This window comes from Streptomyces sp. NBC_00829 (assembly GCF_045161795.1).
In the GTDB taxonomy this organism is placed as follows: Bacteria; Actinomycetota; Actinomycetes; order Streptomycetales; family Streptomycetaceae; genus Streptomyces.
The window spans coordinates 4,747,529-4,761,879 of the sequence record NZ_CP108867.1; the positions used below are offsets into that span (position 1 = coordinate 4,747,529).

Here is a 14,351-nt window from a genome sequence, read left to right on the forward strand (position 1 = left end):
CCCCGACGGGGATGCTAGAGTTTCACTCGTTGCAAGGGCCTGTGGCGCAGTCTGGTAGCGCACCTCGTTCGCATCGAGGGGGTCTGGGGTTCAAATCCCCACAGGTCCACAACAACTGACGAAGTCCCGTCCGGTCATCAGACCGGGCGGGACTTCGTCGTTCGTGTATCGCGACAACGGGTGGCCGTTGCGCATGCTGCTCCGACGATTCGGGCTTTTAATGCGGAATGTTCGCTTCGGATTCCTGTCGGGAGAGACGCATGTCGATGGTCGAGCCGCCTGCGAAGCTCTCCCGCGCGTCCGAACCCGCACCCCGCAAGGGCCTGCTGCGGCGTCTCGGCGAGTGGTGCGCCGCGCACTGGGTGATCGTCATCGTCCTCTGGCTGGTCGCACTCGCCGGCCTTCAGGTGCTGCATCGCACATATGGCGGTGAGTACTCCGACAACTTCACTCTGCCCGGGGTCCAGTCGACCGAAGGACTGGACGTCCTGGAGAAGCACGAACCCTCGGCCGGTGGCTACAGCAGCCAGATCGTGCTGAACGACACCGCGAAGCCGCTCACCGAACTCGGCTCCCAGATGTCCACGGTCGTCAGCAGTCTCCAGAAGCTGCCCCACGTCATCGCGGTGACAAGCCCGCTGCCTCCCGCCGGGACGACTCCGCCGCCCCCGCCGCCCGGCCCCAACGTCGGCCCCCTGTCCACCGACGGCTCGACCGCGTACATCACCGTCCGCTTCGACGAACAGCCCTCCACCCTCGAGGACTCGTATCTCGACAGCGTCGACAAGGCCGTCCAGCCGCTGCGGGACGCCGGAGTGGACGTGGAGTACGGCGGCCCGCTGGGCGAGTTGGCACGGCCCGAGCCCGACGACCGGGTCAGCGAGGCGATCGGCTTCGGCGTGGCCATCGTGGTCCTGCTCATCGGCTTCGGCAGCGTGATCGCGGCCGGTGTGCCCCTGGTGACCGCGCTGGTCAGCGTGATCTGCGGGCTTGCCGTGCTCGGACTGATCGCCGCCGCCTTCACCTTCGCGACCGTCTCGCCCACCCTGGCCACCATGATCGGCCTCGGTGTGGGCATCGACTACGCCCTGTTCCTGCTCACCCGGCACCGGCAGAACCTCATGGACGGCGCCGATCCGGTGAGCGCGGCCGGCCGGGCCGTGGCCACCAGCGGCCGGGCGGTACTCGTCTCGGGCTGCACCGTCATCATCGCCCTCGCCGGACTCTCGGTCTCCGGGGTCAGCTTCATCTCCAAACTCGGCGTGGCCGCCGCCATCACCGTGGTCTCGGCGGTCGCCGGCGCGCTCACCCTGGTCCCCGCCCTGCTGGGACTCATCGGCCGGCGGATCGACAAGTACCGGGTCCGCAAGCCGATCGCGGAGACCGACGCGGAACCCGGAGCCGAGGCACACGGAACCTGGCACCGCTACGCGATGCGCGTGGAGCGGCGCCCCTGGCACTTCCTCGTCGCCGGACTGGTCGTGATCGGGGTGCTCGCCATCCCGCTGTTCTCCATCCAGCTCGGCCACATCGGGGACGGCGCCGACCCGAAGTCCTTCACGGACCGCCGCGCGTTCGACCTGATGTCCAAGGCCTTCGGGCCCGGATCCAACGGCCCCATGACCGTCGTCATCGACCAGACCTCGGTGCCCTCGTCCGACCGTTCCGCGCTCGCCTCCCAGGCGCAGAACGCACTCACCAATGTGCCCGGGGCCGCCACCGTCACCCCGCTGAAGCCCACGTCGGACGGCGACGTCCTGGTCGCGACCGTGTACTCGCAGCAGGCGCCCCAGGACGAGAAGAGCACCCAGCTCGACAACCGGCTGGTGGACGACATCCTCCCGGACGCCGTCAAGGGCACCGCCGCCAAGGGCTATCTCACCGGCACGACGGCCGCCCAGGTGGACTTCCTGGACATCGTCTCCGCACGGCTGCCGCTGATCATCTTCGTGGTGGTCGCCCTCGCCTTCATCATCATCCTGATCGTCTTCCGCGGTGTGCTGGTCGCCGTCAAGGCCGCCGTGCTGAACGTCCTGTCGATCGCCGCCTCCTACGGAGTCGTGGTCGCCGTCTTCCAGTGGGGCTGGGGCGGCCCGGCGCTCGGGGTGTCGGGCGACGTGCCCATCGAGAGCTATGTGCCGATGATGATGTTCGCGATCGTCTTCGGCCTGAGCATGGACTACGAGATCTTCCTGCTCTCCCGGGTCCACGAGGCGTGGCTGCGCACCGGCGACGCGAAGGCGAGCGTCGCACACGCCCTGGAGATCACCGCCCGGGTGATCACCTGTGCCGCGCTGATCATGGTCAGCGTCTTCGCGGCCTTCATCATCAGCGACAACATCGTGGTGAAGATGCTGGGGCTGGGCCTCGCCGTGAGCGTGCTCATCGACGCCACCGTGGTGCGGCTGCTGCTCGTCCCGGCGGTGATGACGCTGATGGGCAAGGCCGCCTGGTGGATGCCGAGGTGGCTGGACCGGATCCTGCCGCACGTGGACACCGAGGGCGAACGCGAGTCGGCGGCCGTCAAGAGCTGACCGGCGCGTGCACCGGAGCGTCCAGGACCGGGCCGGTGGGAGGGGACCGGCGGAAGCGGAGTGCCCCCGCCGGTCTGACGGCTCAGGAGGCCTGGGCCTTGTCGTACACGGCCATGGCGTCATTGCCGAAGTACGGTCCGAACATCCGGTTCGGTAGGAAGACGTATCCGAAGCTGTTCACCGAGGCCTGGAGCCCGGTGCCGGTGGCCTCGCTGAACGACGTGAACCAGGGGCCGCCGCTGGAGCCGCCCGTCATGTTGCAGCCCAGGCTGTGGTCCTGCGTTAACAGGAAGTCCTTCGATGAATTCCCGCTGCAGTAGATGAGCTTGGTGCCGTCGTAGGGAGAGGCCGCCGGGAAACCGAAGGCGTACATGGGCTTGTTGTAGCCGCCGTTGAAGCTCAGGCCCTGCGCGCCGACCGTCGCGGCGAGCGTCTGGCCGCCGAGCGGGGCGACGACGGCCGCGCCGACGTCGTAGTTGATGTCCTCGCTCGCCACCCACTGGGGGGTCGAGAGGGTCTGGGTGGCGGACCACTGGCCGTACGGAGCCTGGCCGTTGGTGTAGCCGGGCACGAAGACCCAGTTGGTGTGCCAGCTGCCCTGGTACTTCACACAGTGGCCCGCGGTGATCACCGTGCTGCCGTTCTTGCTGGTCACCGAGTCACCGGAGCAGGACGCCGTACGCCCCTGGAAGGTGAAGAACACCCTTCCGGACGTCTTCGGCACCGCTCCGCCGCCCGTCCACGCGCCCCCGGCCTGCGGGAACGCGGTCGGGCCGACGGACTTGGCCGAGGCGGCCGTCGGGGGGACCACCGTCTCCCTGCCGGCGGGCCTCGCGGGCCTGACCGCGCCGGGAGTGACCTGGATCAGATCGAGCGGGGTGGCGCCGCGCATCCGCTCGGCGGTCCAGAAGCCCTGGGGCTGCCGCTGCTTGAAGACCGTGGGGGCGGGGGAGGGGGCGGGGGCCGCGTCGGCGGAGGTGGCCGACAGCGCCCCGGTGAGCAGTGCGCCGACGGCTAAGAGGATTCCGGCGGCGGTGCGATGGCGTCTCACGCATGTCTCCTTCTGCCGTGCCCGCCCGCGCGTGGTGTCGCACGGGCAGGGTGGGGGATGAGGCGGTGCGGATCGGCGTGCGTGAGGCAGAGTGCCACGGGAACCGTGGATATGTCAGGGGCGCGACAAAGGCCTGGCGTAGCAGCGGCTGTTCTCGTACTCCCGGTAGTGGCCGAATTTGGCGCACGGAAGATAGCCGACGGACAGGTAGAGCGCGATCGCCTCGGGCTGCCTGATGCCCGTCTCCAGAACCATCCGGGTCCGGCCGGCGGCCTTCGCGTCCTCCTCCAGCACGGCGAGAATCCGGCGCGCGAGACCCAGCCCGCGCGCCTCGGGGATCACATACATCCGCTTCAGCTCGGCGTCCCCGTCGCTGTAGCCGTGGTCGTTCTTCTCCTGTGAGCGCCAGCCGCCGGTGGCGACGGGGCGGTCCTGGTCGTCGTAGGCGATGAGGAAGAGACCCCTGGGCGGCTGGAACATCGATGCGTCGAGGGGTGTGGCATCGCCCTCGCTCCCACCGTCGGCGCTGTACCGCTCGACGTATTCGAGCTGGACCTCGTCGTTGAGTTTGACGGCATCGGGGTGGTCGAACGGCGCGGGTCTCACATCCATGCGCACGAGCGTACGGGCAGGCGCGTACCGGCGATGGTGTGGTGGTCGGTAGGGTGCCGGGATGCTCACCGTGACAACCGTGAATGTGAATGGCCTCCGCGCCGCAGCCAAGAAGGGCTTCGTGGAGTGGCTCGCCGACACGGCAGCCGATGCGGTCTGCCTCCAGGAGGTACGGGCCGAGGCGCACCAGCTTCCCGACGAGGTCCGCGCTCCGGAAGGCTGGCACACGGTGCACGCCCCGGCCGAGGCGAAGGGCCGCGCGGGCGTCGCCCTCTACACGCGGCGCGAGCCGGACCAGGTGCGCATCGGTTTCGGTTCGAGCGAGTTCGACGCGAGCGGTCGCTATGCCGAGGCGGATCTCCCGGGCGTCACGGTCGCGAGCCTGTATCTGCCGTCGGGCGAGGCCGGCACGGACAAACAGGACGAGAAGATGCGGTTCATGGGGGAGTTTCTGCCGTATCTGAGCGAACTGAGGGCGCGGGCGGCGAAGGACGGGCGCGAGGTGCTCGTCTGCGGCGACTGGAACATCGCGCACCAGGAGGCCGACCTCAAGAACTGGAAGGGCAACAGGAAGAACTCCGGGTTCCTGCCCGAGGAGCGGGAGTGGCTGTCCCGGGTCTTCGACGAGGCGGAGTACGTGGACGTGGTGCGGGCGCTGCACCCGGACGAGGAGGGGCCGTACTCGTGGTGGTCGTACCGGGGGCGGGCTTTCGACCATGACACGGGCTGGCGGATTGACCTTATCGTCAGTTCGCCTGACCTGGCACGACGGGCCGTGAAGGCGTACGTGGAGAAGGCTTCCAGCCATGTGGAGCGGTGGTCGGACCACACGCCCGTGACGGCAGTGTTCGACCTGTAGCGAGCGGATGAAGGAAGCCCCGCCCATCTGCCACGGAGGCAGCACGCGGACGGGGCCGCTCGGAACTTGCCGGGCCGTGCTCCCACCTCCCAGAAATCGGCCGGATCGTCCAGCCAAGCGCACTGACCGTCCACAGCCCGGTGCCCCGGCACCATCCACCTCCGTTGCCGATGCAAGTCTGCCAAGCGCCGACCCGTGCTGGCCGCGCTGGTCCTACGCGCTGGCCAGGACCTTCCGTACGCCGTCGGTGACGCCCGGCAGGTCACCGGTCGGTGCCGCCCACTGATGCAGGTCGTGTTCGGTCAGGATGACTGGGCCGGTTTCGGCGACGGTAACGGCGAAGTTGAACTGGCGGGTGGTGGTGCCGCCGCTGTTCTCGTAGTCGAAGTGCCCGAGGTAGCGGTCCACGGAGGAGACGGTCAGGCCGGTCTCCTCCCGCGTCTCACGGCGGGCCGCGTCCAGGATGGTCTCCCCGGCGTTCACGTGCCCGGAAGGGATCTCCCACAGGCCGCCCATGAAGTCGTCCGGCTTGCGGCGGACCAGGAGGACGTTGTCGGCGTCGGTGACGACGGCCGCGGCCACGAAGCTGGTGATGCCTTCGGCTTCGGCCTCCTCTGCCAGCGTTCGGGCGAGGTCGGAGGTCACGCTCACAGAAGCTCCTTGTGGTGTTCGCTGACCTTCCTGGCCGCGCTGACGTACTGCTCGGCCAGTTTCAGATCCTGTTCACGGTGCCAGACGGGCAGCTTGATCGTGTGCGTGTGCGCCTTCTCGGCCATGGGGAAATCGTCGGGCCGGTAGCGGCTTCGGGTGTTCGGGTAGGCGGGGAAGAGGTGGGAAGGGTGCTGGTAGAGCGGGAGCTGGTTCAGCGGGCGGGTGGAGCCGGGCAGGTCGAACTCGGTCGCACCTTCCGCTACGAGGGCCTCATGGAACCCGTCGATGGGCAGGCCGCCGAACTGGTCGGGCCGGTAGCTGGCCGTCAACGCGTACCAGGACGACTTCACCCTCTCGGGCATGGGGGTGACCTCCAGCCCGGGTATCTGGCCGAGCTCGCGGGTCAGGTAGGCGGCGATCTCCTCGCGGCCGGCGAGGTAGGCGTCCAGCCGGGTGAGCTGGTCGTGGGCGAGGGCTGCGGCCAGGGGGTGGATGCGCAGCTTGAGGCCGGCCCCGGTGACCGCGTACCGCGCGAGCGGATGGCCTTTTGGGATCTCGTTCCTGGCCCGCTTGTTGTAGTGCGCGAACGTCAGGATCCGGTAGTAGGTGTCGTCGTCGTCGGTGAGGACGAAGCCGCCCTCACCGCCGGACAGGGGCTTGGGACCGTTGAGGGAGAAGGCCCCGGCCAGGCCGAACGTACCGACCTTCTGCCCGCCGTAGCTGGCCCCGTGGGCGTGCGAGCCGTCCTCCAGCAGGTCGAGGTCGCGGTCCTTGGCCAGCGCGGCGAGGTCGGTCATGTCGGCGGGCCTGCCCCACAGGTGGGTGACCATGATGGCGCGGGTGCGGGGGGTGATCAGTTCGGCCACCCGGGCGGGGTCGATGTTGCCGTCCGGGAGCGTCTCGCACAGGATCGGGACCGCGCCGAGCTGGAACAGCGGGGACGCGGTGGCGTGGAAGGTCCAGGCGGGGACGATGACCTCGTCGCCGGGCCGGATGCGGGCGGCCCAGTAGGCGGCGTGCAGGGCCGCGGTGCCGGAGCTGGTGGTGATCGCATGCCGTGCACCGAAGTAGTCCTGGAGGGCGTCCTCCAGGTCCGCGACGATCCCGGACCGGCCGGGGATGGAGACGGCCGAGTCCAGCTGGGCGAGCACCTTCGCGCGGGTCATGTCGTCGATCGGGGGCCAGGTGAAGTGCGGGCCGCCGTTGGTGACGGCCGGGGTGCCGCCGAGGAGGGCGAGGGGGCTGGTCACAGCATCTCCTTGGGGTCGATGTAGCGGCCCGCCGTCTTGGACTCATAGCAGGATGCGATGAACGCGGCGTGGGCCACGTGCTGTTCGGGGCCGGAGACGTTGGGCCGTTCTCCGGCCAGGACCCGGCAGAAGTAGTCGATCTGTGCGGTGGCGACGCTGGGGGCGTACGGGCGGGTCAGTTCTTCCACGACCGTGCCGTCCAGGGCGAGCCGCTGGACCGATCCCTTCGTCAGCACCACCGAGCCGGCCGTCCCGACGACCCGCAGGAACTCCGTCTTCGGCGCCATCCAGCGGGACAGGACGAGCGATCCGTACAGGCCGGAGTCGTAGCCGAGCTGGACGACGGCGGTGTCCTCCGCGTCGTACCCGCCTTCGGGAAGGGCGGTGGCGGAGAACTCCGCGATGACCCGGCTGGGCAGGCCGAAGTACCACAGCAGCAGGTCGATCAGGTGGTAACCCATGTCGATGATGCAGCCACCACCGGCCTGCTTGAGGTCCCCGCGCCATCCGGCGCCGGGATTGGGCGTGTGGAACGAGTAGTGCCCGCCGACCAGGAACGCGGTCCCGATCTGGTCCAGCATCCCGGCCACGCTGGTGTAGATCGGGTTGAACCTGCGCTGGAGCGTCACCATCAGCTCCACCCGCCCGTCGCGGCAGATCCCGGCCAGTTCACGCGCCTCCCCGACGGAGGTGGCGAACGGCTTCTCCTTGAGGACGTGGACGCCACGGGCGGCGCACTCCTCGGTCACCGCGCGTCCGGCGTGGTGGGGGACTGCGACGATCACGAAGTCCGGGGCTGTCTCGGTCAGGAGGTCACGTGCCCGGGTGAAACCGGGCACTCCCAGGGTGTCCGCTCGCTCGTGCAGGATGTCCGGGTTGTTGTCGCATACCGCGACGAGTTCGGCCCGGCTGGAGCCGAGCAGGCCGGGCAGGTGATCCTCGGCGGCCTGATGGCCCAGGCCGATGATCGCAGCGCGTCGTTTCATGCGCGTTCGCCTTCCACTTCGGGGAGGAACGTGTCCCACTTCGGGAGGAACGTGTCGAGGAACGACGAGTACAGCGCCAACTCGGCGTCCAGCCATAGGCGTTAGCTGTAGTCCCGGGGTTGTCCCGCCCGTACGCGCGGTAGCCTGGCCGTCACCGTCGATGATGGGATTGCTCCCGTGGACGACCCGATTCGGCACCCCCTCGCCTATGCCCGCGTCTTACGCGGCTGGTCCCAGAGCGACCTCGTAGCGCGCTTGCACCGCGCTGCCGCGACGCGGCCCGAGGGTCTCCGCTCGGGCACCGACAAGGCCGCCGTCAGCAAGTGGGAGAACGGCCGCAAGAGGCCGAGCATCGAATCCCAGCTCCTGATCGCGGACGCCTTCGACGTGCCGATCTCCCACCTGGAGCGGTATCCGTGGCCCCACTGGCTCCCGGGCCGGGACGACCCGGCGCCGCTCGGGGCGGCGTACACCGTCCAAGCACTTCGAGATGCACAGAGAGCCGCGATGAACCGCGAACGCCGTACCTTCCTGACCTACAGCGCGCTCGCCCTTGCCGGGCTGGCCTCCCAGTGGGCTGCGCTCGAACCCGACCGTCTCACCAGCGCACTCGGCGGGCGCCGCGTCGATGACGAGCTCGTGGACTGGCTGGAGGACACCAGCACCCAACTGACCGCCCTGCCGACCGAGCAGCGCCAGCACACCATCAAGCTGATGGACGCCCACCTCACCACCGTGACCGACCTCCTCGAAGGTGCCCGCTACAGCGAGGTCACCGGCCGCCGCCTGCACCGCCTGGCGGCCTCCCTCTCCAGCACCTGCGGCTGGTACCGCTTCGACCAGGGCCAGCACTACGCGGCCGGCAAGCTCTGGAACGCCGCCCTCACCAACGCACACACCACCCGCGACCGGGACCTCGGGGCCGGAGTCCTGTCCGACTTCGCCTACCAGTCGATCTGGCTCGGCCAGCCCGGATCCGCCGTGGAACCCCTGAGCCAGGCCCTGATCCACACGAGGCATCCCACCGCCCGCTCGCTGCTGCACCTGCGCAGGGCCCGAGCCCACGCCGCTCTTGGGGCCGCTGCCGACTGCCACCGCGACCTCGCCGCCGCCGAGACCGCCCTGTTGACCGACGCGGCCGGTCCCGCACCGGGCTGGTGCCGGTGGATGAGCACGGCTGATCTGGCCGTGGACTCCGGCCAGTGCCTCCTCGACCTCGGCCGGACCGACCAGGCCCGAGCCCGCATCGACGAGGGCCTGACGCTGCTTCCACGTGCCCGGGACAAGACGCGTGGCGTCTTCCGGACCTACGAGGCGCGCAGCCTCCTCCAAGCCCGCGAGGTTGAACAGGCCCTCGTCGTCAGCACCGAGTCATTCGACCTCGCCACCCGCATCGGCGCCGACCGATGCGTCACCCTGGTCCGCGAACTGGCCCCCGCCTTCAAGCCCTATCAGGGGGTGGACGGCGTCCCCGAGTTCCTCGAACGACTCCAAACCGCCTGAGAACTACCTGAGGCCCACGCCACCGCCGGCCTGCGTTGGCTGAAAAGCGCTGCGGAATCTGACCGGAACAACGTCCGCGTGCATGGAGAGCACGAACTCCCTCTCGGCGCATAGGTGAGCCTGGTCCGGCCCGGCGCCCACCATGCCGATGCTGCCGCCGTCGGGCACCCGGACCGATGTGGAGGAGCGCTGGTGACCGTCGAGGACGTCGAGGACCCGGCTGTGTGGGACGACCTGTTCGCCCGTGACGTCGACGAGCGGCCGGTGCAGTTCGTAGGGCCGACGGACACAGACCGCCCGACCTGGGCGGCTTACGAGGTCGGGACGTACCCGCCCGCGACCACGACCACGGCATACGGCGGCCACGTGCCTCAGCCCGCCTCCTGCTCCTGCTCCTGCTCCTGCTCCTGCTCCGTGGGCTTGCGCAGCCGGCGGTCCAGTGCCATCGACACTTCCGCGTCCACCACGCTCTTCGCCAGCGGGCGCAGCTTCTCCACGTCGGCCTCCCGGGTGTGGGCGCTCAGCACCTCGACGAACAGATCCGCCAGCGCGTCCGCATGGTCGCGGACCCGGCGGCCCGCTTCCAGGACCGCCGCGAGCGGCACGCCCTCGCGTACGAGCGCCGATGAGACGTCCAGCAGGCGGCGGCTGATGTGGACGATCTCGTCGCCGTCCGTCGCCAGATAGCCGAGGTCCAGCGCGGCGGCCAGATTCTCCGGGGTGACCTCACCCTCGAAGTAGTCGGCGAGTTCCTCGGGGCTGAGCCGGACCGGGGTCTCCTCGGTGGGTTCGCCGAGGCCGAGTACCTCGCCGACGTCCCGGCCGCTCTCGAAAGCCGTGGCCAGGTCGGCTATGCCGTTCAGCGTGTGCCCGCGCTCCAGGAGCGCGGCGATCGTGCGGAGTCTGGCCAGGTGGTGGTCGTCGTACCAGGCGATACGGCCCTCGCGGCGGGGCGGCGGGATCAGCCCGCGCTCTCGGTAGAAGCGCAGGGTGCGCACCGTGATGCCGGCCGCCTCGGCCAGTTCCTCCATGCGGTACTCGCGTACGTCAGCCACAGGGGCAGCCTATGTTGTACCGCCGGTAACTCGTCGCGCTCCACCCCTACCGCTCGGTATGTCGCTGCCTTACCCTCCCAACTGTGCCAGTGATTGCTGGCATGGTTGTGGCGTGCAGTGGACCTTCGGACGTTCAGCGGGAGAGGCGGCGGCATGGACCAGCACGAGCACGTACGGGTGGCGGTGATCGGATCCGGATTCGGTGGCCTGGGGGCCGCGGTCCGGCTGCGCCGCGAAGGGATCACCGACTTCGTCGTCCTGGAGCGGGCGGACTCGGTCGGCGGGACCTGGCGGGACAACAGCTATCCGGGGTGCGCCTGTGACGTGCCCTCCCACCTCTACTCCTTCTCCTTCGCGCCCAACCCCGACTGGCCTCGCACCTTCTCCGGACAGGAGCACATCCGCGCGTATCTGGAGCATGTCGCCGACACCTTCCGGCTCCGCTCGCACATCCGCTTCAGCCATGACGTGCTGATGATGCGGTGGGACAACGACGAGCTGCGCTGGGAGATCGAGACCTCGAAGGGGACGTTCACCGCCGATGTGGTCGTCTCCGCGACCGGGCCGCTGTCCGACCCGAAGATCCCCGGGATTCCGGGGCTGGCCGACTTCCCCGGCAAGGTCTTCCACTCCGCCCGCTGGAACCACGACTACGACCTGAGCGGCAAGCGCGTCGCGATGATCGGAACCGGGGCGTCCGCGATCCAGATCGTCCCGGCGATCCAGCCGAAGGCCGAGAAGCTGACCCTGTTCCAGCGGACGCCGCCGTGGGTGATGCCGCGGATGGACCGCAGGATCTCCGGGGCCGAGCGGTGGCTGCACCGGCAGCTGCCCTTCACCTCAGCCGCGCGCCGCGGACTGCTCTGGGGCCTCAGGGAGTTGCAGGTCAGCGCCTTCACCAAGCGGCCGAACGAGCTCGGGCTCATCGAATCGCTCGCCAAGGCCGCTATGGCGAAGTCCATCAAGGACCCGGCGCTGCGGGCCAGGCTGACGCCCTCGTACCGCATCGGCTGCAAGCGGATCCTGCTGTCGAGCGAGTACTACCCGGCGCTCGCCCGGCCGAATGTGGATGTCGTCGCCTCAGGGCTCGCCGAGGTGCGCGGATCGACGGTCGTCGCCGACGACGGTACGGCGACCGAGGTCGACGCGATCATCTTCGGCACCGGCTTCCACGTCACGGACCTGCCCATCGCCGAGCGGGTCGTCGGCGCGGACGGGACCACGTTGGCGGAGTCGTGGAAGGACGGGATGCAGGCGCTGCGCGGCTCCACGGCGGCCGGCTTCCCCAACTGGATGACGATCATCGGCCCCAACACCGGTCTCGGGCACTCCTCGATGATCCTGATGATCGAGTCGCAGCTGAACTACATGGCCGACTACATGCGGCAGCTGAAGGTGCTCGGCGGGCGCGTGGCGCTGGCGGTCCGGCCGTCGGCGGTGGGGGCGTGGAACAAGCGGGTGCAGGAGCGGATGGAGCGGACCGTCTGGAAGTCCGGCGGCTGCAACAGCTGGTACCTGGACGCGAACGGGCGCAACACGACGCTGTGGCCGGGGACGACGGGGGAGTTCCGGAAGGCGACGCGGGAGGTCGACCTCGCGGAGTACGAGGTGGTGCGCAGGCAGGTGAAGCCGGTCGCCGGGGAGTCGGTCGCCGTTGTGCCGACGGAGTCGGTCCCGGTGGGCGCCGTCTCGGCCGACGGCGAGGAAGCCTCGGCGGCCGTGGAGTCGGCGGGGGCCGCGCGATGAGTGCTGAGAGCCGCATGCTGACCGCCGTCTCCGCCGACGGATCGCCGATACATGTCGAGGTGCACGGCCCCGACGGTGCCCCGGCCGTCGTGCTGGCCCACGGTTGGAGCTGCTCGACCCACTTCTGGGCCGCCCAGGTACGGGAGCTGGCGGCCGGTCACCGGGTCGTCGTCTACGACCAGCGGGGCCACGGCCGCACCGCGCCCGCAGGCGTCGGTACGGACCTCCTCGCCGACGACCTGGAGGCGGTGCTCGCAGCCGCGCTGGCTCCGGACGAAAAGGCCGTGCTCGTCGGGCATTCCATGGGGGGAATGACGTTGATGGCCGCCTCCCGGCGGGCTGCCTTCGCCCGGCACGCGGCGGCGGTTGTGCTGTGCAGCACGGGCAGTTCGCGGCTGATCGACGAGTCGCTGGTGCTGCCGATGCGCCCCGGGCGGCTGAGGACCCGGATCACGCGCGCGGTGCTGGGGGCACGCGCGCCGCTCGGCCCGGTGACGCCCCTCTCCAGACGCATCCTCAAGTACGCGACGATGGGGCCCGGTTCGGCGCCGGAGCGGGTCGCGGAGTGCGCCCGTATCGTGCACGCCTGCCCGCGGGCGACCCGGGTGGCCTGGGCGCAGATGCTCGCCGGGCTCGATCTCGACGCGGGCGTACGGGAGTTGAGGGTGCCCACGATCGTCATGGCGGGCACGGCGGACCGGCTCACCCCGATCGTGCACGCGCGGCGGCTGGCCGCAGCCCTTCCCCGGTGCCTGGAGCTCGTGGAGCTCGCGGGGGCGGGGCACATGACGCCGGTGGAGGCTCCCGAGGCGGTCACCGCGAAGATCCTTGAGCTGGTGGGTACGTACGTGAACGCGAAGGAGGAAGCCGCATGAGCGGGACGAGCCTGGAGGGACAGGTGGCGGTCGTCACCGGTGCGGCCCGCGGTGTGGGCGAGCTGCTGGCCCGCAAGGTGTCGGCGCGCGGCGCGAAGGTGGCGCTGGTGGGCCTGGAGCCGGACGAGCTGAAGCGGGTCTCGGAGCGGCTGCACGGCGAGAGCGAGCACTGGCACGCTGACGTCACCGACCACGAGGCGATGGCCCGGGTCGCGCAGGAGGTCAAGGAGCGCTTCGGCAAGGTCGACATCGTCGTCGCGAACGCGGGTGTGGCGACGGGCGGTCCGTTCCTGGACTCGGATCCGGTCGCCTGGCAGCGGGTGATCGAGGTCAACCTGATCGGAAGCGCGGTGACGGGACGCGCGTTCTTGCCGGTGCTGCTGGAGAGCCGGGGCTACTTCCTCCAGATCGCGTCGCTGGCGGCGCTGGCGCCGGCGCCGATGATGACCGCGTACTGCGCGTCGAAGGCGGGGGCGGAGGCGTTCGCCCACAGCCTGCGGGCGGAGGTCGGATACCGGGGAGTTCGGGTCGGGGTCGGCTATCTGTCCTGGACGGACACGGACATGGTGCGCGGGGCGGACCAGGACGAGGTGATGCGGGAGCTGCGGGGGCGGCTGCCGTGGCCGTTGAACCGTACGTATCCGCTGGGACCGGCGGTGGACCGGATCGTGGCGGGGATCGAGCGGCGGTCCTCGCATGTGTACGCGCAGTGGTGGCTGCGGGGGATGCAGTCGGTGCGGGGGTATCTGCCCGCGCTGGTCGGGACGGTGGGCGGGCGGGAGATCCGGCACTTCGAGCCCCGGCTCCAGGGAATCGGGAAGGGGCTTGTGGGGGCGGGCGGGGCGGCGGACGAGGCGGCGCGTACGTCGCGCACGGAGCGTAGTTGATCGAAATGCGAGGGATGTCTGGCCGTGCCAGGCTGGTCGAGGCCCAAACCCCCACACCTCACTAGGAGTGAACGACATGGGCATCAAGGACCAGTTCCAGGACAAGGCTCAGGAGCTCTCGGAGCAGTCGGCCAGGGCGAAGCAGGCGATGGGCGGTGCGAAGAACGACCCGTCGGCGCGGGCTTCGCGGGCGCAGAAGCCTGGCCAGAAGAAGCCGAAGTCCACGGACGAATCCATGCAGGAGGCGCAGGACCGGTTCAACCAGGACTATGACGCCTGACGGCTGAGGCCTGACGGCTGAGGCCTGAGGCATGAGGTCTGCGGTCTGCGGTCTGCGAACTG

At 69.8% G+C, this 14,351-nt stretch carries 13 protein-coding genes and 1 tRNA gene; 8 read left to right on the plus strand and 6 right to left on the minus strand.

Features of this window, described 5'->3' with window-relative positions:
* Window positions 1-35 precede the first annotated feature (35 nt).
* Both OG293_RS20985 and OG293_RS20990 read left to right on the plus strand, forming a co-directional pair.
* Window positions 36-109, plus strand: a tRNA-Ala gene (locus OG293_RS20985).
* A gap of 151 nt (window positions 110-260) precedes the next feature.
* Window positions 261-2,534 (plus strand): MMPL family transporter, encoded by a 2,274-nt coding sequence (locus OG293_RS20990; RefSeq protein WP_406000319.1) that lies wholly within the window; start codon window positions 261-263, stop codon window positions 2,532-2,534.
* Between the two features lie 82 nt (window positions 2,535-2,616).
* Here OG293_RS20990 and OG293_RS20995 read toward each other — a convergent pair whose 3' ends face one another.
* Both OG293_RS20995 and OG293_RS21000 read right to left on the minus strand, forming a co-directional pair.
* The gene (locus tag OG293_RS20995; RefSeq protein WP_406000320.1) at window positions 2,617-3,585 is read right to left on the minus strand and encodes a trypsin-like serine peptidase; all 969 of its coding nucleotides are present in this window, start codon (window positions 3,583-3,585) and stop codon (window positions 2,617-2,619) included.
* Between the two features lie 114 nt (window positions 3,586-3,699).
* Entirely contained in the window at window positions 3,700-4,197 is a 498-nt protein-coding gene (locus OG293_RS21000) for a GNAT family N-acetyltransferase (RefSeq protein WP_406000321.1), read from the minus strand.
* A 61-nt stretch (window positions 4,198-4,258) separates the two neighbouring features.
* Between OG293_RS21000 and OG293_RS21005 the strand changes: the two genes are divergently transcribed.
* Window positions 4,259-5,056 carry an exodeoxyribonuclease III gene (locus OG293_RS21005; RefSeq protein WP_406000322.1) on the plus strand — a complete coding sequence of 266 codons (798 nt, stop codon included), beginning with the start codon at window positions 4,259-4,261 and terminating at the stop codon, window positions 5,054-5,056.
* A 213-nt stretch (window positions 5,057-5,269) separates the two neighbouring features.
* Here the strand turns inward: OG293_RS21005 and OG293_RS21010 are convergent, their stop codons facing one another.
* Genes OG293_RS21010 through OG293_RS21020 form a run of 3 tightly spaced genes read right to left on the minus strand, consistent with a single transcriptional unit; the run spans window position 5,270 to window position 7,943 of the window.
* Window positions 5,270-5,707 (minus strand): NUDIX hydrolase, encoded by a 438-nt coding sequence (locus tag OG293_RS21010; protein WP_406000323.1) that lies wholly within the window; start codon window positions 5,705-5,707, stop codon window positions 5,270-5,272.
* Entirely contained in the window at window positions 5,704-6,957 is a 1,254-nt protein-coding gene (locus tag OG293_RS21015; RefSeq protein WP_406000324.1) for a DegT/DnrJ/EryC1/StrS family aminotransferase, read from the minus strand. Before OG293_RS21015 ends, OG293_RS21010 begins: the two co-directional genes overlap by 4 nt.
* Window positions 6,954-7,943, minus strand: coding sequence for a Gfo/Idh/MocA family protein (locus tag OG293_RS21020; RefSeq protein ID WP_406000325.1), 990 nt, complete (start codon window positions 7,941-7,943; stop codon window positions 6,954-6,956). Before OG293_RS21020 ends, OG293_RS21015 begins: the two co-directional genes overlap by 4 nt.
* A gap of 177 nt (window positions 7,944-8,120) precedes the next feature.
* Here OG293_RS21020 and OG293_RS21025 point away from each other — a divergent pair, with 177 nt between their 5' ends.
* The gene (locus tag OG293_RS21025; protein ID WP_406000326.1) at window positions 8,121-9,446 is read left to right on the plus strand and encodes a helix-turn-helix domain-containing protein; all 1,326 of its coding nucleotides are present in this window, start codon (window positions 8,121-8,123) and stop codon (window positions 9,444-9,446) included.
* 371 nt (window positions 9,447-9,817) lie between these two features.
* Here OG293_RS21025 and OG293_RS21030 read toward each other — a convergent pair whose 3' ends face one another.
* On the minus strand, window positions 9,818-10,477 hold the full coding sequence (locus tag OG293_RS21030; protein ID WP_406003660.1) for a MerR family transcriptional regulator: 660 nt from the start codon (window positions 10,475-10,477) through the stop codon (window positions 9,818-9,820).
* Between the two features lie 177 nt (window positions 10,478-10,654).
* Here OG293_RS21030 and OG293_RS21035 point away from each other — a divergent pair, with 177 nt between their 5' ends.
* The 4 genes from OG293_RS21035 (at window position 10,655) to OG293_RS21050 (ending at window position 14,289) form a co-directional block, all read left to right on the plus strand.
* On the plus strand, window positions 10,655-12,247 hold the full coding sequence (locus tag OG293_RS21035; RefSeq protein WP_406000327.1) for a flavin-containing monooxygenase: 1,593 nt from the start codon (window positions 10,655-10,657) through the stop codon (window positions 12,245-12,247).
* The gene (locus OG293_RS21040) at window positions 12,244-13,122 is read left to right on the plus strand and encodes an alpha/beta fold hydrolase (protein WP_406000328.1); all 879 of its coding nucleotides are present in this window, start codon (window positions 12,244-12,246) and stop codon (window positions 13,120-13,122) included. Before OG293_RS21035 ends, OG293_RS21040 begins: the two co-directional genes overlap by 4 nt.
* Entirely contained in the window at window positions 13,119-14,009 is an 891-nt protein-coding gene (locus OG293_RS21045; protein ID WP_406000329.1) for an SDR family oxidoreductase, read from the plus strand. The genes OG293_RS21040 and OG293_RS21045 overlap by 4 nt, the downstream gene beginning before the upstream one ends.
* Before the next feature lie 76 nt (window positions 14,010-14,085).
* The gene (locus OG293_RS21050) at window positions 14,086-14,289 is read left to right on the plus strand and encodes a hypothetical protein (RefSeq protein WP_406000330.1); all 204 of its coding nucleotides are present in this window, start codon (window positions 14,086-14,088) and stop codon (window positions 14,287-14,289) included.
* Window positions 14,290-14,351 lie beyond the last annotated feature (62 nt).

Excerpts from the sequence above, each read along its gene's own strand:
- OG293_RS20990 (WP_406000319.1), top strand. The coding sequence starts at position 261 with ATGTCGATGGTCGAGCCGCCTGCGAAGCTCTCCCGCGCGTCCGAACCC.
- OG293_RS21000 (WP_406000321.1), bottom strand. The coding sequence starts at position 4,197 with ATGGATGTGAGACCCGCGCCGTTCGACCACCCCGATGCCGTCAAACTC.
- OG293_RS21005 (WP_406000322.1), top strand. The coding sequence starts at position 4,259 with ATGCTCACCGTGACAACCGTGAATGTGAATGGCCTCCGCGCCGCAGCC.
- OG293_RS21020 (WP_406000325.1), bottom strand. The coding sequence starts at position 7,943 with ATGAAACGACGCGCTGCGATCATCGGCCTGGGCCATCAGGCCGCCGAG.
- OG293_RS21030 (WP_406003660.1), bottom strand. The coding sequence starts at position 10,477 with ATGGAGGAACTGGCCGAGGCGGCCGGCATCACGGTGCGCACCCTGCGC.
- OG293_RS21035 (WP_406000327.1), top strand. The coding sequence starts at position 10,655 with ATGGACCAGCACGAGCACGTACGGGTGGCGGTGATCGGATCCGGATTC.
- OG293_RS21040 (WP_406000328.1), top strand. The coding sequence starts at position 12,244 with ATGAGTGCTGAGAGCCGCATGCTGACCGCCGTCTCCGCCGACGGATCG.
- OG293_RS21045 (WP_406000329.1), top strand. The coding sequence starts at position 13,119 with ATGAGCGGGACGAGCCTGGAGGGACAGGTGGCGGTCGTCACCGGTGCG.
- OG293_RS21050 (WP_406000330.1), top strand. The coding sequence starts at position 14,086 with ATGGGCATCAAGGACCAGTTCCAGGACAAGGCTCAGGAGCTCTCGGAG.